Genomic DNA, 20,575 nt, shown 5'->3' with positions numbered 1-20,575 from the left:
GCGGCCTGGCAACGCGCTCACGACAGCTGCTCCAGCGCCTCGGTCACGCTGCAGATGCGAGCGAAGCGGTCCTTGAGCACGGTGGCCGTGCGGCTTTGGATGTCGGCGGCGCTCAGCGGCCGGCCGTCGGGCTGCACCATGTCGAAGGTCAGCGTCGCGTCGGTCACGAAATCGACCGACCAGCCCAGGTCGGAGGCGTGGCGGGTGGTGGTTTCGCAGCATTGCTCGGTGCGGATGCCGCTGACGATCAGGCGGCCGATGCCATGGCGCGTCAGCCAGACCTCCAGCCCGGTGCCCACCAGCGCGCTGTGGCGGTGTTTGATGAACGTGGCCGAAGCATCAAAATCGGACAGGCCTTGCAGCGGCCGGACGTGTCCTGAGGCCAGCGAAAACGGGTTGTCCGCCGTTTCCGGACCGTCGCTGTGAAAGATGCGAACCACCGGCACCGATCGTGCCACGCAGCCCGCAATCAGCGCGTTCTGTGCGGCGAGGTACGCGGGCAGATCGCGCTCTGAAAACGAGGGGCGGTGGCGAAATGATTCCTGGACGTCGATGACCAGCAAGGCGGAAGGCATGTCGGGGCTCCTGATGGGAAGGGGAATGCCCATATTGTTCCGCTTCGAGGGCCCAGCGTCCGCTCTCCGGCTGACAGGATTCGATCATTTTCGGACACATTGCGGCGTCCAGTGGCTTTCAGCGCATGGCCTGGCTGCGGACGCCTCGCGAAATGCCGTGAAGCGTGTTTCATGTCTGGGGGCCAGGCCCCTCACGCTGCCAGCGGCATGGGGAGCGTGCGCTCGTATTGTTTCCTCGCCACGGCGTAACACTCGCAGGCGCCTTGTTCCAGGCGTTGGCGGTCCAGCACGGTGATGTGGCCACGGTGGTAGCGGATCACGCCGCTGCCCTGCAGCTTGTGCGCGGTGGCCGTCACGCTTTCGCGCCGCACACCCAGCAGGTTGGAGAACTGCTGGTGTGTCAGTGCCACCTCGCTCTGCGGCGCCTGGTCCAGGCTGATCAGCAGGCGACGGCAGACCCTTTGTTCCACCGAGTGGAAGTGGTTGCACACGGCGGTCTGTGCCACCTTCGCGATCAGGCTGTGGGCGTAGCGCAGCATGAGGGGCACGGCGGGGCCGGCCTGGGTGAGTTCCTGGCGCACGGCCTGCGAGGGCAAGCGATAGGCTTGCCCGGCGCGTTGCACCACGGCCAGGGTTTGCGCGGTGTCCGCCCCCATCAAGGAATCGATGCCGACGATGCCGTCGTTCCCCACCGCACAGATTTCGGTCGACGCACCGTCTTGCAGGAGGTACAGCAGCGAGACCATGGCGGTGGTGGGGAAGTACAAATGGGCAGGGCTGGCAGCGCAGGCGTACAGCTGCTGGTCCGCAGAGAGGTCGACGGATTCAAGCTGGTGGCGCCAGCGGGCCCACACCGACTCGGGCAACGCCGCCAGGAAATGGTTCTCACGTGGGTCGCGATAGGGGAAAGAGGCGGTGTACATGGCGCGCTCCTGAGGATTGAACATGCCTTGATCTTGTCCTGCAACCCCTGTCCAAGCCATAGGCGGTCGCCATCCCTTGCCGTGGGCCTTGTCCTACAAGGACACGGTCGGGTCCATCAGGAGGTCAATCCAATGGATTCGCTCTGGCCGATATCTGAATCCAATGGCTTGCTGCTGTCGCCGCGGGTCGCACCATGGCGGGGCCTGACGCGACAAAGGCCCGCGAACGGGCCTTTGGACATGGGGAAAAGCGAACTCAGGCCACGGTGACCGAAGCGCCTTCGCCCTTGGCCGCGATCGCGCCGATCTCAAACACCGTCTCACCCAGCTCGCGCAGCGTGGCGGCGCAGGCGGCGGCCTCTTCGGCGGCGATCACCACCACCATGCCGATGCCGTTGTTGAAGGTGCGGTTCATCTCGATGTCGTCGATGCCGGCCACCTTCTGCAGCCAGGCGAACAGCTCGGTCTGCGGCCAGCTGCCCTTCTTCAGGTGGGCGGCCGTGCCTTCGGGCAGCACGCGCGGGATGTTCTCCAGCAGGCCGCCGCCGGTGATGTGGGCCAGCGCCTTGACCGGGTGCTTCGCCAGCGTGGCCAGCACGTTCTTCACGTACAGGCGGGTCGGGGCCATGATCGCCTGCTTGAACGGCTGGCCGTCCAGCGTGGCGGGCAGCTCGCTGCCGGCGCGTTCGATGCACTTGCGCACCAGCGAGAAGCCGTTGGAGTGCACGCCGTGCGAGGCCAGGCCCAGCACCACGTCGCCGGGCTGCACGTTCTGGCCGGTGAGGATCTTGGATTTTTCGACCGCACCGACGCAGAATCCGGCCAAGTCGTATTCGCCGGCCGGGTACATGCCGGGCATTTCGGCGGTTTCGCCGCCGATCAGGGCGCAACCGGACAGTTCACAACCCTTGGCGATGCCGCCGACCACGGCCGCGGCCGTGTCCACGTCCAGCTTGCCGCAGGCGAAATAGTCGAGGAAGAACAGCGGCTCGGCGCCCTGAACCAGCACGTCGTTCACGCTCATGCCGACCAGGTCGATGCCCACGGTGTCGTGCAGGTTCCATTCAAACGCCAGCTTGAGCTTGGTGCCCACGCCGTCGGTGCCGGAGACCAGCACCGGCTCCTGGTAGCGCTTGGGCACCTCGAACAGGGCGCCGAAGCCGCCGATGCCGGCCAGCACGCCTTCGCGCATGGTCTTTTTGGCCAGCGGCTTGATGCGTTCGACGAGCGCGTCGCCCGCGTCGATGTCAACGCCGGCGTCTTTGTAGGAGAGGGGGGGGGTGCTGGAGGTCATGGCGGGTGGGCTGGCGGTGTGCCGCAGGGGATCCTGCGGAGGGACGGGGATTGCCAGAGCCCGTGCGTCCGGGGGACGCGGCACGGGATGGCGGGGGCCTTTGGGCGGTGGCCCAGAGGCGCGGACTAGAATTTGCCCCAGATTTTAAGGGTTCGCCCTCGCGGCCCGATCGTTCACCCCGACGCCACCTTCCATGACCCTCACCCCCAACCAGATCCGCTTCCTGTCCTGGGCGGCCATTGCCCTGGCGATCTGGGCGGTTCTGGCCATGCTGGCGCCGGTGCTGATGCCCTTCCTGCTGGCGGCGGTGCTGGCCTACGCGCTGCACCCGCTGGTGGAGACGCTGCACACCCGCAAGATCCCGCGCTGGCTGGGGGCCGGGCTGGCCATCGCCTTGCTCATGCTGGTGCTGGCCGCAGTGGTGCTCTTGATCGTGCCGGTGATCACCAAGCAGGTGCCGCTGCTCAAGGAGCAGGTGCCGGCGCTGCTGGACCGGGTCAACGACTCGCTGACCCCGCTGGCCGCGCGGTTCGGTGTGGACCTGCAGGTGGACGTGTCGATGGTGCGCGTGTGGCTGCAGAAACTCATCACCGGACACGAAGGTGAGCTGATCGACGGCCTGTTGTCCTCGCTGCGCATCGGCGGCAGCGCGCTGGCGGCGGTGTTCGGCAACCTGGTGCTCACGCCCATCGTGGCCTACTACCTGCTGCTGGACTGGGCCAACCTGGTCGAGCGCAGCAAGGGCCTGATCCCGCCGCGCTGGCGCGCGAGCGTGCAGAGTTTCCTGGACGAGACCGACGAGGTGCTGGGCCAGTACCTGCGCGGCCAGCTGCTGGTGATGGGCGTGCTCGCGGTGTTCTACACCGTGGCGCTGGCGCTGGTGGGGCTCAAGCTCGCGCTGCCGATCGGCGTGTTCACGGGTCTGGCGGTGTTCATTCCCTACCTGGGCTTTGGTCTGGGCCTGGTCATGGGCCTGCTCGCCGCCGTGCTGCAGTTCCAGGCCCTGCTGGGCGTGGCGCTGGTCGGCGCGGTCTATGCCGTGGGTCAGGTGGTCGAGAGCATGTACGTGACGCCGCGCCTGCTGGGCGAGCGCATCGGCCTGCACCCGATTGCCGTCATCTTCGCCTTGATGGCCTTTGGGCACCTGTTTGGTTTTGTCGGCGTGCTCATTGCCCTGCCCGCGAGCGCCGTGCTGCTGGTGGCGATGCGCCGCGCCAAGGCGGGGTATCTCTCCAGCCGGCTCTACCTGGAGGCGTCGGCCAGCGCCGGGGCCGCACCGGCCGCACAGGACCCCAACGAATGAACCCGGGCCAGCCTCCCATGAAACAGATGGCGCTCGACATCGGCCTGGCGCCCGTGCCCACCCTGGCCAATTTCGTGGCCGTGGGCAACGAGGCGGTGCTGGAGCACCTGAGCCTGTGGACCGGCAACCCCAGGCGTTCGCCCGTGCCCACCTTGTTGTGGGGCGACAGCGGCAGCGGCAAGACGCACCTGCTGCGCGCAGCGCGCGAGGCCCTGCGGGACCACGGTGGCCAGGTGGGCTGGATCGACGCCTCGACCCTGCACCCGGGCGAGTACGACGAGCGCTGGGTCGCCGTGGTGCTCGATGACTGCCACCTTTACACCGCCGAGCAGCAGGCCGCGGCGTTCAACTGGTTCGTCAATGCCCAGACCCCGACCCACGGCCCGGCGCGCTGGGTGCTGGCCGCCGCGGACCGGCCACCGGCCGACCTGCAGCTGCGCGAAGACCTGCGCACCCGCCTGGGCTGGGGCCATGTGTTCCAGGTCAAGGCGCTGGGCGAGGCCGAGCGCCGCGCGGTGCTGCGGCGGGCCGCCGACGAGCGCGGTGTGTTCCTGAGCGACGAGGTGATGGACTTCATGCTCAACCGCTTCTCGCGCGACCTCTCCAGCCTCATGATGCTGCTCGACCAGCTCGACGCCTATGCCCTGCGCACCCAGCGCGCCATCACCATCCCGCTGATCAAGTCCATGCTGGAAAACGAATAGACCTTGATGCGCCTTGCACTTTTTGATCTCGATCACACCCTCATCCCCATCGATTCCGACCATGCGTGGGGCCAGTTCACCGTCACGCTGGGCTGGCGCGACGCTGAGACCCACACCCGAGCCAACGACGCCTTCTATGAGCAGTACAAGGCCGGCACGCTGGACATCCACGAATACATCCGCTTTTCCGTCGCACCCCTGGCGGAACACGGCGTGGCCCGGTGCGACGACGCGCACCGCCGGTTCATGGACGAAATCATCCGCCCGGCGATGAAGCCACAAGCCATCGAACTGGTGCGCCGCCACCAGGCGGCGGGTGACACCGTGATCGTGGTCACCGCGACCAACGCCTTCGTGACCCGCCCGATCGCCGAGGCCTTTGGGGTGGCGGAGCTGATCGCCATCGATCTGGAGCGCGATGCCCAGGGCAATCCCACCGGCGCCATCCGTGGCACACCCTCGTTCCGGGAGGGCAAGGTCGCTCGTGTGGAACAATGGCTGTCCGAGCGTGGTCTGGACTGGTCGCGCGTCGAGCACAGCACCTTCTACAGCGACTCCATCAACGACTTGCCGCTGCTGGACAAGGTGCATGAGCCGGTGGCCACCAATCCCGATGCCCGGCTCAGCGCCATTGCCGCCGAACGGGGCTGGCGCATTCTGAACCTATTCGAATGATCAAAAAATTCATCAACAAGCTGCTCGGCAAGTCCAACGAGCCCAAGCCCGCCCAAACACCGAAGTTCGGCAAACGGGACGATGTGCCGGCCTCCGTGCACGGCATCGACCGCAAAATGGTCGACCAGCGCGCGCTGGACGTGGTGCACACCCTGAAAGACGCGGGCTTCGAGGCCTACCTGGTCGGTGGCGCGGTCCGCGACCTGCTGCTCGGTCTGCGCCCAAAAGACTTTGACGTGGCCACCAGCGCCACGCCCGAGCAGGTGAAAGGGCTGTTCCGCCGCGCTTTCATCATCGGCCGGCGCTTCCGCATCGTGCACGTGATCTATGGGCGCGGGCGTGAACACGAAATGATCGAGGTCTCGACCTTCCGTGCCTACCTCGACAGCGCCGACGCCGAGCAGGTGGCCGGCAACGAGCGCACCAGCAAGGGCGAGCTCGCCGGCATGAAGCACGCGGTGGACGCCAGCGGCCGCGTGCTGCGCGACAACGTGTGGGGCCCGATCGAGCAGGACGCCGCGCGGCGCGACTTCAGCATCAACGCCATGTACTACGACCCCGAGTCGCAGACCGTGGTCGACTTCCACAACGGCATCCGCGACGCGAAGAAGAAGACGCTGCGCATGATCGGCGACGCCGCCACGCGCTACCGCGAAGACCCGGTGCGCATCATCCGCGCCGTGCGTTTTGCGGCCAAGCTCAGCGGCCTGGGGTTCACGTTTGACGCCAAGACGCTGGAGCCGCTGGCGTCCTCGCGCAAGCTGTTGCTGGATGTGCCGCAGAGCCGCCTGTTCGACGAGATGCTCAAGCTGCTGCAGACCGGCCATTCGCTCGCCAGCGTGGCGCAGCTCAAGGCCGTGGGTCTGAACACGGGCATCTATCCGCTGCTCGACGTGGTGGTGGAGCGCGCCGACGATGAGTTCGTCAAGCTCGCGCTGCAGGACACCGACCGGCGTGTCGGTGAAAGCAAGCCGGTGGCGCCGAGTTTCCTGCTGGCCTGCGTGCTGTGGGCCGACGTGCGCAAGGGCTGGAGCCAGCGCCTGCAGCCGCGTGGCAACCAGCGCCCGCCGCCGGCGTTTGGTGCGCTGCAGGACGCGGTGGACGAAGTGTTCGAGAGCCGCATCGGCGACGTGTCGGGCCGCGGCAAGCTGGGCGCTGACATGCGCGAGATCTGGATGATGCAGCCGCGCTTCGACAAGAGGGTGGGCACGTCGCCCTTCAGCCTGGTGGAGCAGGCCCGGTTCCGCGCCGGTTTCGATTTCCTGCGCCTGCGTGCGCAAGTGGGTGAGGTGGAAGAAGAGCTCGCCCACTGGTGGGAAACGTTCAGCATGGCCAGCGACGAAGTGCGCGAAGACATGGTGGACGCGCAGCGCAAGGTCAACCAGCCCAAGGCGGGCCCGGGCAAGGCACGCCGTGTGAAGAAAGACGACTCCGATCACCCGGCGTCGTCCGCCGCCGCTGAACCGGCCGACGATCCGCGCTTTCGCGGCGCGGACGACGGCGATGAAGCGCCGGGCGAAGACGGCGGTGAACCGAGCGCCGCCGGCGACGCACCCGAGGGCGGCGCGCCCGCCAAGAAGCGCCGTCGCCGTCGTCGCAAACCCGGTGGCGCTGGTGGCGCCAGCGGCCCCGCCGATGCGGGCGGCGCCGACTGACGTCTGCTCGGCCCGTGATGCGCCCTGACGTCACGACCTACGTGGCACTCGGTGCCAACCTGGGCGACGCCGCGCAGGCGCTGCGCGACGCATTCGCCGCGCTGGCCGGCGTGCCCGGTGTGCGGCTGGTGAAGGCGTCCAGCCTGTACCGCACGGCGCCGATCGAATCGAGCGGGCCCGACTACATCAACGCGGTGGCCGAGATCGCCACCACCCTTACTGCGCCCGATCTGCTGGCGACGTTGCAAACCATCGAACACGGTGCAGGGCGCGAGCGGCCCTACCGCAACGCGCCGCGCACGCTGGACCTGGACCTGCTGCTCTACGGCAGCGCGAGCATCGACTCAGAAACACTGACCGTGCCGCATCCACGCATGTGGGAGCGGGCTTTTGTATTGGTACCGTTGCACGAGATCGCGCCAGGGCTGGTGACCGTGGAAATGCGGCAAGCTGTGTCAGAGCAAGCGATCCAGCGCGTGTAAATCGCCGCCGGAGCGCGTGCCGTCATCCAAGATGCGGTGGAACCGGCTTCGCCGGGCCACTCGCATCGCCCCTTGATGGGTCGCCGCAGGCGGCGCGGGGGGAACCTGTTCAGGGCGCCAGCCGCTCCCGCCGCCACCCACCGTCGCCCTGCAGCGTGTAGCGCAGCCGGTCGTGCAGCCGGCTCTTGCGGCCCTGCCAGAACTGCCAGTTGTCGGGCTTCAGGCGGTAGCCGCCCCAGTGCGGCGGCCGCGGTGGTTGCAGCAGGAACTGGGCGCCGTATTTCGCGGCGTTGGTCACCAGCACGGTGCGGCTGTCGATCACCTCGCTCTGGGGGCTGGCCCAGGCGCCGATGCGGCTGTCCAGCGGGCGGCTGTGGAAGTACTCATCGCTCTCGGCGTCGCTCACTTTCTCCACCGTGCCTTCGATGCGCACCACGCGCTCCATCTCGACCCAGTGAAACTGCAAGGCGGCGAACGGGTTGCCGGCCAGCTCGCGGCCTTTGTGGCTCTGGTAGTTGGTGTACCAGACGATGCCGCGTTCGTCATAGCCCTTGATCAGCACGATGCGCGTGCTCGGACGCAGGTTGGAGCCGACGGTGGCCAGGGTCATGGCGTTGGGCTCGGGCACCTCGCCGCTGATGGCCTCGTTGAGCCAGCGCTCAAACTGTTTCAACGGATCAGCGTGGGAAGCCGACTCGCTGAGTTCGGCCTTTTCGTAGCTTTTGCGCAGGTCGGCGATGTTCATGCAATCAGTATAGGAGCGGCCATGTGGCCGGCGACTGCGACAGGTCAAGCTTTCAGGGCAAATCGTTCGCCAGGCGCAGCAGGTGCGCCAGCGTGCGATCTTCGATGCCGTGTGCGCGCAGGCCGTGCAAGGTCTGTCGGGCGTAGTCCAGCGTGCTGCCATAGCGTCCGCACGAATGGGCAAAGATCTCGCGGTAGCGATCGTCGCTCAAGGGGCCCGTGTGGTTGGGGCTGCGCGCCGACAGCGTGAAGGCGAGGGCGCGGACCGGGCCCTGGTCGGTGCGGCACAGCAGCCACTTCGGGTCGTACACCGGGTTGGGCATCTCGCGTGCCCACAAGGCCGGCATCTGTGCCTCCACTTCATCGTGGGGCAGGCGCAGGGCCATGCCGGTGCAGCTGCCGCCACGCATCAGTGCGAACACCAGGCCCGGGCGCTCGGGTGTGCCCCGGTTCACCCGGCTCCACATGTGCAGGCAGCGGTGGTGGCCGTGCACCCGGGCGATGCGCTGCTCGGCGGCCTGAAACTCGGGGCGCCACACCAGGGACGCGTAACCGAACACCCAGAGGTCGGTCCTCGGCCCCATGGAGCGCCATTGCGCGAGGGTGTCGGCCATCATCTGCGCGCCGTTGCGCCGGGCGGGGTCCCAGGTGTCTGGCGGGCGGGTGCGCGGGGCGGTGATGGGCGGCGGGGCGGCGGTGTCGGCCATTTACAATCTTTGGTGGTTGAGGCTCACCGCGCCTGCAGGCCCGGTGAGTCGCCTAACGGTGTTCTGTTTTCCCCCCTAATTATTCTTCACGGAGTGTGCCCCCATGTCTTCCCAAGATGACAACCCAGAAGGCCGCGTTGTTGCGGTGGTGTTGATTGCAGCGGTGCTGCTGGCGGTGGGCCTCGCGGTGGGTGTGGGGATCCAGAAGGTGCGCGCCCATGGCGCCAAGGGCTCGGTGACGGCCGTGGCGGGTGCTGCCGGGGCCGGTGACGCAGCCACCGGCGCGGCGGCAGCGCCAGCCGCTGCCGTTGAGGTGGCCACACCCGCCGCCCCTGCCGCGGGCGACGACGCCAGCGTGGTGGTGGAAAACGGTGTGGTGAAGTTCTACTTCGCCCCCAGCAAGTTCGAGCTGGCGCCCGGCGCGCTGGGCGCGCTGGCCGATGCCATCGCGGCCGCCAAGGGCGGCAAGCGCCTCGTGCTGTCGGGGTTCCACGACGCCACGGGCGACCCGGCCAGGAATGCCGAGATCGCCAGGAAGCGCGCGTTCGCCGTGCGCGATGCGCTGATCGGTGCGGGCGTCATCGAGTCGAGCCTGGAGCTCAAGAAGCCCGAGCAGACCACCGGCACTGGCAACAACGCCGAGGCCCGGCGCGTGGAAGTGATGATCGTGCCGTGAGCGGACGCTTGCTTCGGCAAAAAAGCCCGGCACTGCCGGGCTTTTTCTTTGGCTGGATCGGACCTCAGCGCAGGCCTTGACCCGCCTGGTTGTCCGACCGTTGAATGAGCTCGATCTTGTAGCCGTCCGGGTCGGTCACGAAAGCGATGACGGTGCTGCCGCCCGCCACAGGGCCGGCTTCGCGCGTCACGTTGCCGCCCGCGGCCTTGATCTTGTCGCAGGCCGCGTACGCATCGGGCACGCCCAGGGCGATGTGGCCGTAGGCCGTGCCGAGTTCGTAGCGCTCGGTGCCCCAGTTGTAGGTGAGCTCGATCTCGGCCTGGCCGGGGTTGCCGCCGTCAAAGCCCAGGAAGGCCAGCGAGTACTTGTATTGCGGGTTTTCCGAGGTGCGCAGCAGCTGCATGCCCAGCACCTGGGTGTAGAAATCGATCGAGCGCTGCAGGTTGCCCACGCGCAGCATGGTGTGGAGGAATCGCATCGGGGGCCTTTCTGTACGGGAGAGGCGCCGATTATGTGGTGGCGCCGCCCGCCGGTTTGTGGTGCAGGTCGAAGACCAGGCAGGTCGTCGTGGCATGGGCGTAAAGCGTGCCGTCGGGGCCGACCAGTTGGGCGTCGGCGGTGGCGAGCTGGCGGCCGCAGTGGATCACGCGGCCGATCGCGCGCACGCGCTGCACCTTGGGCGTGAGCGCGCGCACGATGTTCACGCTCAGCTCGGCGGTGGTGTAGGCGCGGCCCGGTGGCATTTTGGTGTGCACGGCGCAGCCCAGGGCCGAGTCGAGCAGGGTGGCGAACCAGCCGCCATGCACGGTGCCCATGGGGTTGAAGTGCTGCGGGCCGGGCGTGCCCTGGAAGACGGCGCTGCCGTCGCCCACCTCGACGATCAGGAAGTCCAGCGTCTGGGCAATGGCAGCGAAGGGGATGTCTCCGTTGAGCATGGCCTGCATCTGCTCCAGACCGGTCTTGCCGGCGATCTGGTCCGGCCGTGCCACGCCGGGGCCCGGGCCGCGCTCCAGCCGTTGAAGGATCTCTCGCTCCTGCGCCAGCCAGGTGTCCAGGGTGTGGTTTGCGTTCATGGGCTTCTTCATAACAGTTGCATATGCATTGATTGTAGATACAATTGATTGCATGAGCCCTGTCACCACCGCGTCAATCCCCGCAGCGCCGGCGGCCCAGCCGCAGGGCTGCACCAACCTCAAGCTGCGCCAGCTGATGCGCCGCGTGGCCAGCCACTACGACGCCGAGCTGGGCAAGACTGGCCTCAAGACCACGCAGTACTCGCTGCTGTCCTACGTGGTCAAGCTCGGGCCGATCCGGGCGGTGGACCTTGCGGCCCAGATGAAGATGAGCAGCTCCACGCTCTCACGCAACCTTCAGCCGCTGGTGGCCGCCGGCTGGCTGCTGGTGAGCCCTGGGGCGGACGCGCGCAGCCGCCTGATCAGTGCCACGCCCGAAGGCCGGGCCAAGCGCACCGAGGCGCAGCGGCGCTGGCGCGTGGCGCAGGAAAGCCTCAACCAGACCCTGGGCCTGGACCGCGTGTGGGCGCTGCATGCGCTGATCGACGAAGCCATGGACCTGCTCAACCCTGAAGGAGACACCGATGAAACGGCATGACACCCCTGTGGTCTGGTGGCTGGTGTTGCTGGCGGCGGCGGGCGCCTTTGCCCTCACCATGGGCACGCGCCAGACCATGGGCTTCTTTCTCTCCCCGCTGAACACCGCCACCGGTCTGGGCGTGGGAAGCATCAGCCTGGCCTTCGCTTTCGGGCAGCTCTGGTGGGGGCTGACGCAGCCCTTTGCCGGGGCGGTGGCCGACCGCGTGGGCGCCGGGCGCGTGCTGTTGGTCGGGGTGCTGCTGGTGGCCTTGGGCACCTTCCTCACGCCGTTCATGACGACCACCTGGGGCCTCATCTTTGCCATCGGCGTGCTGGCCGCGGGCGGCGCCGGCATGGCCGGACCGTCGGTGCTGATGGCCGCCACCGCGCGCCTGATCCCCGCCGAGCGGCGCGGCGTGGCCACGGGCGTGGTGAATGCGGGCGGTTCGTTCGGCCAGTTCCTCATGGCGCCGCTGGCCGCCGCGCTCACCGCCAGCCTGGGCTGGATGGGGGCGTTGCAGGCCTTGGGTGTCATCGTGCTGCTGGCCTTGCCCGCAGCCTGGGTGCTGCGCGGGCCCGGCCCGGCCGCTGCGCCGGGTGCTGCGACGCCGGCTGTGGCGCTGCCGGCGCGCGAGGCCATCCGCCGCGCGCTGCGCACGCCGAGCTACCTGCTGCTGTCTGCCGGGTTCTTCGTGTGCGGCTTTCACGTCGCGTTTCTCGCCACGCACCTGCCGGGCGTGGTGGCGGCCTGCGGGCTGCCGGCGCCCGTGGGGGCCTGGGCGCTGGGCGTGATCGGCCTGTTCAACATCATCGGCAGCCTGGCCATGGGATGGGCCGTGGGCCGCTGGCGCATGAAGTCGCTGCTCTCGCTGGTGTACGCCGCACGCGCGGTGGCGGTGCTGGTGTTCCTGCTGGCGCCCAAGACCGAGGCGGTGCTGCTGGTGTTCGCCGCCGTGATGGGGCTGACGTTTCTCTCCACCGTGCCGCCCACGGTGGGTTTGGTGGCCAAGTTCTTCGGCACCGGCAACATGGCGATGCTGTTCGGTCTGGTGATGCTGTCGCACCAGGTGGGGGGCTTCCTCGGCGCCTGGCTGGGCGGCCAGGTGTTTGAAGCCACCGGCAACTACGACGTGGTCTGGTACATCGACATCGTGCTGGCGGTGGCCGCGGCGCTGGTGCACCTGCCAATCAAGGAGTCGGCGCCGGTGCGTCTGCAGCCCGCCTGAGCGGACAAGGCCCGGGGCTGTCGGACAGCGCGGTAAGCGGTAGGCGTCAGCCCTGCACGACCTTCAGGTACGCGTCCCTCGTGGCCGGAGAAACCGCGTCCAGCAACTGCTCGTAGGTCGTCTGGTGGCGCACCAGCAGGCGCGCCGAGGCCACGCTGCGCGAGCGGCAATACCAGTGGCAACTGTGCTGCATCAGGTAGAGCTCGGCCAGCAGCGTGCGGGCTTTCTTGCGAGGGTCGGGTGTCGCCGTCGCGCTGTCCAGCGCCTGCGCGATGCCCCTGGCGTGCACGCGCATCACCTCTCTCAGGTCAAAACCCGGTGCGAGCAAGGCCGGCAGCCAGCGGTGGGCGTGGGGCAGGGGGTTGCGGTTGACGCGGGTGGAGGCCTCGTCGGCCTGGGACAGCTCGTCGCTGAAGCGTTGGAACTGCAGGGCCAGCTGCTGCTCGGTCGCTTCGTGCATGGACCAGATCTGCCCCTGTCGAGCGGGATCGCTCTCGCCCAGGGCCCGCATGTAGCCCTCGTTCAGGCGCTCCATCAGCTTCTCGATCTGGTGTCTGCCCAGGTGGCTCGCGAGCAGGGCGATGCGCTGGCGCTGTTCACTGGACTTCAGCAGGTAGCCGCCAACGGCGAACAGGAGGAAAAGGGTCAGGGCATCCATGGGGTGGGCGGGCGTCGTCGGGCAGCCAGTGTAGACACCTGCCAAAGATGATTGAATGGAAACGCTGCCGGTCCCCGCCGGGTCGTGGCCGGCGGCGGCAGTCCTGAAAGTTTCAGGACTCGACCTTGACGCCCTTCCAGAACGCCACACGTCCGCGGATGTTCTCGGCCTCGGGTTTCGGGTCCGGGTAATACCAGGCGGCGTCGGGGTTCAGCTCGCCGTTGACCAGCAGCGAGTGGTAGTGGGCCTGCCCCTTCCAGGCGCAGGCCGTGCGGTGGTTGCTGAAGGTCACGAAAGCGCGGTTGAGCGCGCTTTCGGGAAAGTAGTGGTTGCCCTCGACCAGCACGGTGTCGTCGCTTTCGGCGATCACGGCGCCGTTCCAGATGGCCTTCACGCCAGCACCCTCATCACTTGTTCTTCTCTTTGCCGCGCGGGATGACCGAGGTCATGGGCGGCATCGGGCGGTCCGAGGTGCCCGGTCCCTTGGGAGCGGAGGTGTCTTTTTTCGGCTTCTTTGCCATCTTTTCGTTGCGCTGTTCTTTGCCCATGGTGTGCTCCTTAGCGGGCCGCGACGTGCGGCAGAGGGTTGAATGTTAATGCCGGGCGGGCGGGGTCAAGGCCGTGCCAGGCCCAGAAATTCGGCCAGGGCCGGCGTGTCCATCGAGCCGGCGCGGGCCACGACCTGGCCGCTGGTGGCGTTGCGGGCCACGATGTAAGGCACCGACTCGGCGCCCAGACGGTCCAGCAACAGGGTGTTGGCTTTGATCGCGGCTTCGATGTCGGCCGGAATGCTGGCCGATGCGGCGGTGCCGCCCTGGCCGGCAAGGATGGATTTCTCATGGGCGCCCATGGCCTCGACCGGGTTGGCCGCCTGCATCAGCGCCGCACCCTGGGGCAGGCTCTTGGGGCCGAGCAGGGCCACCGGTGCCCAGACGAACTTGAGCTTGGTGTGCAGCGGCAGCGAGGCTTCCCACAGGTGGCTGCAATGGGGGCACTGCGGATCGAACAGCACGTAGACGGTCTGCGCGCTCATCAAGGCCCCGGCGGTGAAGCCTTTGGCCTCGGCGGCCAGCGTGTCAAATGCCTGTGCGGTGTCGATGCGGCTGGCGGCGGGGGCGCTGCCGGTCTCTTCTTTCGAGCAGGCGGCGAGCCAGAACGGGGTGGTCGCCAGAAAGGTCAGGGCAAAACGTCGTGTGGTCATGGAGCGGGATCGGTGAAAGGGGAAGCTGTTGTGATCATCGCAGAGCGAACCGGTTCCCTCAGCCCTTGGCCCGCAATCCCTGCGCCAGCGCACCCAGGGCAATGCCGCCCAACGCCCAGAGCAGGTCCGTGTTGCCGGTACCCAGTCCCGCGATGGCCGGTCCCGGGCACACGCCGCACAGGCCCCAGCCCACCCCGAACAGCGCCGCGCCCACCAGGGTGTCGCGGTTCCAATGACTCACATGCTGGTGAAAATAGCCGCCGAGCAGCGGCCGGCGCAACAGCCGCGGCCCGAAGCGGTAGGCCAGCAGGGTGACCACCACCGCACCGCCCATCACCAGCATCAGCCCGAAGTCCTGGAAGCGCAGAAAACCCAGCACCACCTCCGGTTGAACCATGGTGGACAGCGACAGGCCGAAACCGAACAGCGCGCCGCTGGCCAGCACGGCCAGCGCCTTGAGCGGGGTCATGGTGAAGCCGCTCATGCGAACCACCGTCCGACGAGGTTGGCGGTCAGGAACGCCGTGCCCATGAAGGTCAGCACCGCCGCCAGCGAGGGCCACTGCAGCGAGCCCAGGCCACAGATGCCGTGGCCCGAGGTGCAACCGTTGCCCAGCCGCGCGCCGTAGCCCACCAGCACGCCGCCGATCAGCAGTTGCCAGGCGGGGATGTCGGTTGAACCAGGTCTGCCATCGGAGAAACCGAGCGACCAGACCAGCGCCCCGAGGATCAGACCCAGCGCATAGACAAGGCGCCAGGCGCGCGAGTCCGTGAAACGCGCCTGCTGGAAGAACGGGCGCTTGACGACGAACGACCAGGTGGATGAAAACACCGTGCTCATGCCACCGACCAGACCGGTGCAGACAAACAGCAACGCGACACCCGCGCCGATGAACGCACCGCCGAGCAGGTAGTGCTGCCAGCCGAAGGGGAAGAGGGAAGCCAGTGGGTCCATGGGCATCGAAGGCTGTTCGCCCGACGCGCGGGCAGGAATGAAAAAGCCCGCTGTCCAGAAGACAGCGGGCTTATCAGATTGTGTGGTGCCGGAGAGATGAATCGAACACCCGACCTTCTCATTACGAATGAGCTGCTCTACCGACTGAGCTACACCGGCAACGCCCGCGATTATAGCGTGCCGTGGTAGCTGGTGATGCGCTCGACCTCGTTCTTCGAACCGAGAATCACGCTCACGCGCTCGTGCAGTTTGGTCGGCTTGATATCGAGGATGCGTTGCTGGCCGTTGGTGGCCGCGCCGCCCGCCTGCTCCACCAGCCAGCTCATGGGGTTGGCTTCGTACATCAGACGCAGCTTGCCGGCTTTCTGCGGTTCGCGCTTGTCCCAGGGGTACAGGAACACCCCGCCGCGCGTGAGGATGCGGTGCACGTCGGCCACCATGGAGGCGACCCAGCGCATGTTGAAGTCCTTGCCGCGTGGGCCTTCCTTGCCGGCCAGGCATTCGTCGACATAGCGCTTCACCGGCTCGTCCCAGTGCCGCATGTTGCTCATGTTGATTGCGAATTCCTTGGTGTCGAGCGGGATCTCGACGTGCTCCTTGATCAGCACGAAAGAGCCCTGTTCCCGGTCCAGCGAGAACATCGCCACCCCGTCGCCCACGGTGAGCACCAGCGTGGTCTGCGGGCCGTAGACGCAATAGCCGGCGGCCACCTGCTGGGAGCCGGGTTGCAGGAAGTCGGCCTCGCTCACCCCCGGGCTGCCTTCGGGCTTCTTGAGCACGCTGAAGATGGTGCCGATCGACACGTTCACGTCGATGTTCGACGATCCGTCGAGCGGGTCGAACATGAGCAGGTACTCGCCCTGCGGGTAGCGGTTGGGCACCACGTAGATGCTGTCCATCTCTTCGCTGGCCATGGCCGCCAGGTGGCCGCCCCATTCGTTGGCTTCGATCAGCACCTCGTTGGCGATGATGTCGAGCTGCTTCTGCATCTCGCCCTGCACGTTCTCGGTGTCGGCGGCGCCGAGGATGCCCCCGAGGTCGCCCTTGTTGACGGCCTGGCTGATGCTCTTGCACGAACGTGCCACCACCTCCAGCAGCAGGCGCAGGTCTCCGGGAATGTGGCCGTCGACGCGTTGCTGTTCGACAAGGTAGCGGGTGAGTGAGATTTTTTTGATCATGGGTTGTCCTTAGTCGGCCAGGGCGCGGGTCACGACCTCGCGCACATCGTTGCTCAGGTCTGTCTTCGCGGCCACGCGGGCGATCGCCTCTCGCGCGGCGCTGCGGTAGGGCTCGGCGAGCTTCTTCCAGCGGTCGAGCGCGCGCGCAAGGCGGGCGGCGACCTGCGGGTTGATGGCGTCGAGCTCCAGCACGCGCTCGCTCCAGAAGACATAGCCCGCCGCGTCGCCGCGGTGGAAGGCGCCGGGGTTGGCGCTGCAGTAGCTGAACACCACGCTGCGCGCCCGGTTGGGGTTCTTCAGGTTGAAGTCCGGGTGGGTCATGAGATGGCGCACCGCCGGCAGCAGGTTGCCTCCGCGGTCGGGTGCGCCGGCCTGCAGCGCGAACCACTTGTCGATCACCAGGGCCTCACCCTTGAACATCGCGTGGAAACGGACCAGGGCGTCCTGCGCCAGCGGCTGGCCGCTCACCACCAGGGCCGAGAGCGCGTTGAAGCGGTCGGTCATGTTGCCGGCGTCCTTGAAGCGCTGGTAGGCCTTGCCGGGCCAGACCACATCACCGCTGTCGCGCGCGGCCAGGCAGAGCATGGTCAGTGCAAGGCCTGCGAGCGCGCGGCGGCCGGTGCTCACCGGGTCAGGCCGGTAGGCGCCGTTGTCCTGGTGGGCGTCAAAGGCCCAGGCCCAGTCGGCCTGCAGGGCTTCAGCCAGCTGTTCGCGCATGGTCTCGCGCACGGCGTGGATGCGCTGCGGGTCCACCACGTCGAGCTGTTCGGCGATGTAGGTTTCGCTCGGCAGCGTGAGCACCAGTTCCTTGAACGCGGCGTCCAGCGTGGGGTGGCGCAACACGTCGCGCATGGCGTTCAGGTAGGCGGCATTCAGCGGCTCGTGCGCGACAGGACCGTCGGCACGGATGGCCGCCAGCGCGAGGCGCAAGGCCAGTCGCTGGCCGGCTTCCCAGCGGTTGAAGGCGTCGGTGTCGTGCGCCAGCAGGCCCAGCAACTGGGTGTCGGTGTACTCGGCGTCGAGCACCACCGGGGCCGAGAAGCCGCGCAGGATGGAGGGCACCGGTTCGGCGTCGAGGTTGACGAAGGTGAAGCTCTCGCTTTCCTGCGTCAGCACAAAGGTGCGCGTGCCACTCTCGGCCTGGTTCCAGTGGGCCAGCTGCAGCGGCAGCTCGGTGCCGCCGGCGTCCAGCAGGCCGATGGCCACCGGGATGACAAACGGCTCTTTCACCGCCTGCCCTGGCGTGGGCGCACAGCGCTGCGTGAGCGTGAGCGTGTAGCTGCGGGCAGCGGCGTCGTACACGCCACGTGCCCGCACCACGGGTGTGCCGGCCTGGCTGTACCAGCGCTTGAACTGCGGCAGCAAGCGGGCAAGGTCGCTGTCGGGGTTGGCGTCGGCGATGGCCTGGGCGAAATCGTCGCAGGTGACGGCCTGGCCGTCGTGGCGCTCGAAGTAGAGCTTCATGCCCGCAGCAAAGCCGTCACGCCCCACCAGGGTCTGCATCATGCGCACGACCTCGGCACCTTTTTCGTAGATCGTGACGGTGTAGAAATTGTTGATTTCCACATAGCTGTCGGGCCGCACGGGGTGCGCCATCGGGCCGGCATCTTCGGGGAACTGCATGGTGCGCAGCACGCGCACGTCCTCGATGCGCTTGACCGCGCGCGCCGAGGGCTCGGCGCACAGGTCCATGCTGAACTCCTGGTCGCGGAAGACCGTCAGGCCTTCCTTCAGCGAGAGCTGGAACCAGTCGCGGCAGGTGATGCGGTTGCCGGTCCAGTTGTGAAAGTACTCGTGGCCCACGACCGATTCGATGTTGGCGAAATCGGTGTCGGTCGCGGTGGCGCTGTTGGCGAGAACGTACTTCGTGTTGAAGATGTTCAGGCCCTTGTTCTCCATGGCGCCCATGTTGAAGTCGCTGGTGGCGACGATCATGAAACGTTCCAGATCGAGCGGCAGACCGAAGCGCGCCTCGTCCCAGATCACGCTGTTGATCAGCGAGTTCATGGCGTGTTCGGTCTTGTCCATGTCGCCGGGGCGCACATAGACCTGCAGCAGGTGGTGGTTGCCGCTGCGCGAGGTGATGCGCTGCTCGCGCGCCACCAGCTGGCCGGCCACCAGCGCAAACAGGTAACACGGTTTCTTGTGCGGATCGACCCACTTGGCGAAGTGGCGGCCGTCGGGCAAGGCGCCTTCTTCCACGAGGTTGCCGTTGGACAGCAGCACCGGGTACTTGGCCTTGTCGGCCCGCAGCGTGACGGTGTAGCTCGCCATCACGTCGGAGCGGTCGAGGAAGTAGGTGATGCGGCGGAAGCCCTCGGCCTCGCACTGCGTAAAGAAGGTGTCCTGGCTCACGTACAGGCCCATGAGCTGGGTGTTCTTCTCGGGGGCGCAGGTGGTGAAGATTTCCAGGTCGAAGGGCTCGGGGCCTTCGGGCAGGTTCTCCAGCACCAGGGTCTGGCCGTCCATCTTGAACGAGCAGCCGCCGCCGTTGAGCATCACCCGGGCCAGGTTGAGGTCTTCGCCGTCCAGTCGCAGCGCCTGCGCCGGCACGTCGGGGTTGCGGCGCAGGCGCATCTTGTTGAGCACGCGCGTCTTGAGCGGGTCGAGGTCAAAACCGAGATCGACGGTGTCGATCCAGAAAGCCGGGGGAGCGTAGTCTTCTCGGCGGACCACCGTGGTTGGGCCACCGGCCTCACGCAATGGGTTCATAGGGTCTCCAGGAAACGGGATGTGATCAGGGCGTGAAAATCGGGCACCTGGGCGAGCACGTGCGGCCCGCCGAGTTCATCGGCCGGGTGGGAGCTGCAGATGGCCACCGCTCGCATGCCGGCGCGGCGCGCGGCCTCGATGCCCAGCGGCGCGTCTTCAAACACGATGCAGTGTTCGGGCGCCACGCCGAGGCGGCGTGCCACCTCCAGAAAAATGGCGGGCTCGGGTTTGCCAGGCAGGCCCTCGTCGCCGCCCACCGTGGGCAGCGTCTGGCCCAGCGCGAGATGCTGGTAGGCAAAGGCCTGGTTGTGGCGGTCGCCCGCCGTGCCCACGCCGACCGCCAGCCCACGTTGTTGCGCGGCCCCCAGGAACGACTTGAAGCCCGCGACCTCGCTGAACACGGGGGCAAACAGCTCGCGGTAAACGGCTTCCTTTTCGTCGACATGGGCCTGGGCCTGCTCGCGAGAGATGTCGCCGAACAGCTCCCGCATGCACTCCACGCCGGTGCGGCCGGTGGTGCGGCGCATCAGGTCGGCCACGTCGATCGCCAGGCCACGCCGGCGCGTGAACTCGACCCAGCTGCGCTGGTGCGACGGCATGGAATCGATCATGGTGCCGTCCATGTCGAAGATCAGGGCCTGGACCATTTACACGCCTTGCTTCAGCGAGGCTTCAATGAAGGCGTCGAGGTCGCCGTCCAGCACCTTCTGCGTGGCCGAGATCTCGACGTTGGTGCGCAGGTCCTTGATGCGGCTGTTGTCCAGCACATAGCTGCGGATCTGGTGGCCCCAGCCCACGTCGGTCTTGGTGTCTTCCAGCTTTTGCTGGGCTTCCTGTTGCTTGCGCAGCTCGAAGTCGTACAGGCGCGAACGCAGGCGTTTCCACGCCACGTCGCGGTTGCTGTGCTGGCTGCGGCCGTCCTGGCACTGCACCACGATGCCGGTGGGGATGTGCGTCAGGCGCACGGCCGAGTCGGTCTTGTTGATGTGCTGGCCGCCCGCGCCGGAGGCGCGGAAGGTGTCGGTGCGCACGTCGGCCGGGTTGATGTTGATCTCGATCGAGTCGTCGATCTCGGGGTAGACGAACACCGAGGCGAACGAGGTGTGGCGACCACCCGACGAGTCGAAGGGGCTCTTGCGCACCAGGCGGTGCACGCCGGTTTCGGTGCGCAGCAGGCCAAAGGCGTAGTCGCCCTCAATCTTGATCGTGGCGCCCTTGATGCCGGCGGTGTCGCCGGCGGTCTCGTCTTCGATCGTGGTCGTGAAGCCCTTGCGCTCGCAGTACTTCAGGTACTGGCGCAGCAGCATGCTGGCCCA

General features: G+C 67.4%; 25 protein-coding genes and 1 tRNA gene. 8 read left to right on the top strand and 18 right to left on the bottom strand.

Annotated elements, in window-relative coordinates; all coding sequences use genetic code 11:
* Positions 1 to 17: 17 nt before the first annotated feature.
* The 3 genes from IV088_RS24955 to purM all read right to left on the bottom strand — a co-directional run bounded on the left by IV088_RS24955 (position 18) and on the right by purM (position 2,792).
* Positions 18 to 575 (bottom strand): isochorismatase family protein, encoded by a 558-nt coding sequence (locus tag IV088_RS24955; protein ID WP_291107434.1) that lies wholly within the window; start codon positions 573 to 575, stop codon positions 18 to 20.
* A gap of 191 nt (positions 576 to 766) precedes the next feature.
* Positions 767 to 1,498: a Crp/Fnr family transcriptional regulator gene (locus IV088_RS24950; RefSeq protein WP_291107431.1), complete on the bottom strand. Its 732-nt coding sequence runs from the start codon at positions 1,496 to 1,498 to the stop codon at positions 767 to 769.
* A gap of 256 nt (positions 1,499 to 1,754) precedes the next feature.
* On the bottom strand, positions 1,755 to 2,792 hold the full coding sequence (gene purM / locus IV088_RS24945) for a phosphoribosylformylglycinamidine cyclo-ligase (RefSeq protein WP_291107426.1): 1,038 nt from the start codon (positions 2,790 to 2,792) through the stop codon (positions 1,755 to 1,757).
* Between the two features lie 193 nt (positions 2,793 to 2,985).
* Here purM and IV088_RS24940 point away from each other — a divergent pair, with 193 nt between their 5' ends.
* The 5 genes from IV088_RS24940 to folK are packed head-to-tail and all read left to right on the top strand — an operon-like array spanning position 2,986 to position 7,611.
* Positions 2,986 to 4,095: an AI-2E family transporter gene (locus tag IV088_RS24940; RefSeq protein ID WP_291107423.1), complete on the top strand. Its 1,110-nt coding sequence runs from the start codon at positions 2,986 to 2,988 to the stop codon at positions 4,093 to 4,095.
* Between the two features lie 17 nt (positions 4,096 to 4,112).
* Positions 4,113 to 4,799, top strand: a complete 687-nt coding sequence (gene hda / locus IV088_RS24935; protein ID WP_291107461.1) for a DnaA regulatory inactivator Hda — start codon at positions 4,113 to 4,115, stop codon at positions 4,797 to 4,799.
* A gap of 6 nt (positions 4,800 to 4,805) precedes the next feature.
* Positions 4,806 to 5,474, top strand: a complete 669-nt coding sequence (locus tag IV088_RS24930; RefSeq protein ID WP_291107420.1) for an HAD family hydrolase — start codon at positions 4,806 to 4,808, stop codon at positions 5,472 to 5,474.
* Positions 5,471 to 7,129 carry a polynucleotide adenylyltransferase PcnB gene (pcnB, locus tag IV088_RS24925; RefSeq protein WP_291107417.1) on the top strand — a complete coding sequence of 553 codons (1,659 nt, stop codon included), beginning with the start codon at positions 5,471 to 5,473 and terminating at the stop codon, positions 7,127 to 7,129. Before IV088_RS24930 ends, pcnB begins: the two co-directional genes overlap by 4 nt.
* A gap of 17 nt (positions 7,130 to 7,146) precedes the next feature.
* A complete protein-coding gene (gene folK, locus IV088_RS24920) occupies positions 7,147 to 7,611 on the top strand; it encodes a 2-amino-4-hydroxy-6-hydroxymethyldihydropteridine diphosphokinase (protein WP_291107414.1) in 465 nt (154 codons plus the stop codon).
* 109 nt (positions 7,612 to 7,720) lie between these two features.
* On the opposite strand, the gene pdxH is transcribed toward folK, so the two are convergent.
* Positions 7,721 to 8,356, bottom strand: coding sequence for a pyridoxamine 5'-phosphate oxidase (gene pdxH / locus IV088_RS24915; protein ID WP_291107411.1), 636 nt, complete (start codon positions 8,354 to 8,356; stop codon positions 7,721 to 7,723).
* Positions 8,357 to 8,408: 52 nt separating this feature from the next.
* Positions 8,409 to 8,972: a gamma-glutamylcyclotransferase gene (locus IV088_RS24910; RefSeq protein ID WP_291107458.1), complete on the bottom strand. Its 564-nt coding sequence runs from the start codon at positions 8,970 to 8,972 to the stop codon at positions 8,409 to 8,411.
* Between the two features lie 193 nt (positions 8,973 to 9,165).
* Between IV088_RS24910 and IV088_RS24905 the strand changes: the two genes are divergently transcribed.
* Positions 9,166 to 9,738, top strand: coding sequence for an OmpA family protein (locus tag IV088_RS24905; protein ID WP_291107408.1), 573 nt, complete (start codon positions 9,166 to 9,168; stop codon positions 9,736 to 9,738).
* Between the two features lie 64 nt (positions 9,739 to 9,802).
* Here IV088_RS24905 and gloA read toward each other — a convergent pair whose 3' ends face one another.
* Both gloA and IV088_RS24895 read right to left on the bottom strand, forming a co-directional pair.
* Positions 9,803 to 10,216 carry a lactoylglutathione lyase gene (gene gloA / locus IV088_RS24900; RefSeq protein ID WP_291107405.1) on the bottom strand — a complete coding sequence of 138 codons (414 nt, stop codon included), beginning with the start codon at positions 10,214 to 10,216 and terminating at the stop codon, positions 9,803 to 9,805.
* 31 nt (positions 10,217 to 10,247) lie between these two features.
* Positions 10,248 to 10,811 (bottom strand): PaaI family thioesterase, encoded by a 564-nt coding sequence (locus IV088_RS24895; protein ID WP_291107402.1) that lies wholly within the window; start codon positions 10,809 to 10,811, stop codon positions 10,248 to 10,250.
* A gap of 52 nt (positions 10,812 to 10,863) precedes the next feature.
* Here IV088_RS24895 and IV088_RS24890 point away from each other — a divergent pair, with 52 nt between their 5' ends.
* Together IV088_RS24890 and IV088_RS24885 are read left to right on the top strand one after the other, a co-directional pair.
* Positions 10,864 to 11,349 (top strand): MarR family winged helix-turn-helix transcriptional regulator, encoded by a 486-nt coding sequence (locus IV088_RS24890; RefSeq protein ID WP_291107400.1) that lies wholly within the window; start codon positions 10,864 to 10,866, stop codon positions 11,347 to 11,349.
* The gene (locus IV088_RS24885) at positions 11,336 to 12,556 is read left to right on the top strand and encodes an MFS transporter (RefSeq protein WP_291107397.1); all 1,221 of its coding nucleotides are present in this window, start codon (positions 11,336 to 11,338) and stop codon (positions 12,554 to 12,556) included. Before IV088_RS24890 ends, IV088_RS24885 begins: the two co-directional genes overlap by 14 nt.
* A 46-nt stretch (positions 12,557 to 12,602) precedes the next feature.
* On the opposite strand, the gene IV088_RS24880 is transcribed toward IV088_RS24885, so the two are convergent.
* From IV088_RS24880 to IV088_RS24830, 11 genes are all read right to left on the bottom strand, one after another.
* Complete coding sequence (locus tag IV088_RS24880; RefSeq protein ID WP_291107394.1) at positions 12,603 to 13,214, bottom strand: hypothetical protein; 612 nt, start codon at positions 13,212 to 13,214, stop codon at positions 12,603 to 12,605.
* 112 nt (positions 13,215 to 13,326) lie between these two features.
* Complete coding sequence (locus IV088_RS24875) at positions 13,327 to 13,608, bottom strand: DUF427 domain-containing protein (protein ID WP_291107391.1); 282 nt, start codon at positions 13,606 to 13,608, stop codon at positions 13,327 to 13,329.
* A 13-nt stretch (positions 13,609 to 13,621) separates the two neighbouring features.
* Complete coding sequence (locus IV088_RS24870; RefSeq protein WP_236964404.1) at positions 13,622 to 13,762, bottom strand: hypothetical protein; 141 nt, start codon at positions 13,760 to 13,762, stop codon at positions 13,622 to 13,624.
* A gap of 65 nt (positions 13,763 to 13,827) precedes the next feature.
* Positions 13,828 to 14,415, bottom strand: a complete 588-nt coding sequence (locus IV088_RS24865) for a thioredoxin fold domain-containing protein (RefSeq protein ID WP_291107388.1) — start codon at positions 14,413 to 14,415, stop codon at positions 13,828 to 13,830.
* Positions 14,416 to 14,473: 58 nt separating this feature from the next.
* Positions 14,474 to 14,899, bottom strand: coding sequence for a DUF6691 family protein (locus IV088_RS24860; protein ID WP_291107385.1), 426 nt, complete (start codon positions 14,897 to 14,899; stop codon positions 14,474 to 14,476).
* On the bottom strand, positions 14,896 to 15,369 hold the full coding sequence (locus IV088_RS24855) for a YeeE/YedE thiosulfate transporter family protein (RefSeq protein WP_291107382.1): 474 nt from the start codon (positions 15,367 to 15,369) through the stop codon (positions 14,896 to 14,898). Before IV088_RS24855 ends, IV088_RS24860 begins: the two co-directional genes overlap by 4 nt.
* A gap of 83 nt (positions 15,370 to 15,452) precedes the next feature.
* Positions 15,453 to 15,528 (bottom strand) — tRNA-Thr (locus tag IV088_RS24850).
* Positions 15,529 to 15,539: 11 nt separating this feature from the next.
* The gene (locus IV088_RS24845; RefSeq protein ID WP_291107379.1) at positions 15,540 to 16,547 is read right to left on the bottom strand and encodes a class 1 fructose-bisphosphatase; all 1,008 of its coding nucleotides are present in this window, start codon (positions 16,545 to 16,547) and stop codon (positions 15,540 to 15,542) included.
* A gap of 9 nt (positions 16,548 to 16,556) precedes the next feature.
* Positions 16,557 to 19,259: an aminopeptidase N gene (gene pepN, locus IV088_RS24840; protein WP_291107376.1), complete on the bottom strand. Its 2,703-nt coding sequence runs from the start codon at positions 19,257 to 19,259 to the stop codon at positions 16,557 to 16,559.
* Positions 19,256 to 19,906 (bottom strand): HAD family phosphatase, encoded by a 651-nt coding sequence (locus tag IV088_RS24835; protein WP_291107374.1) that lies wholly within the window; start codon positions 19,904 to 19,906, stop codon positions 19,256 to 19,258. The genes pepN and IV088_RS24835 overlap by 4 nt, the downstream gene beginning before the upstream one ends.
* The coding region (locus tag IV088_RS24830) for a peptide chain release factor-like protein (RefSeq protein ID WP_291107372.1) at positions 19,907 to 20,575 on the bottom strand (669 nt) is incomplete at its 5' end.

The sequence above is a fragment of the Hydrogenophaga sp. genome (assembly GCF_018780075.1).
Lineage (GTDB): Bacteria > Pseudomonadota > Gammaproteobacteria > Burkholderiales > Burkholderiaceae_C > Hydrogenophaga.
This window is presented reverse-complemented; position numbering and strand designations above follow the sequence as displayed.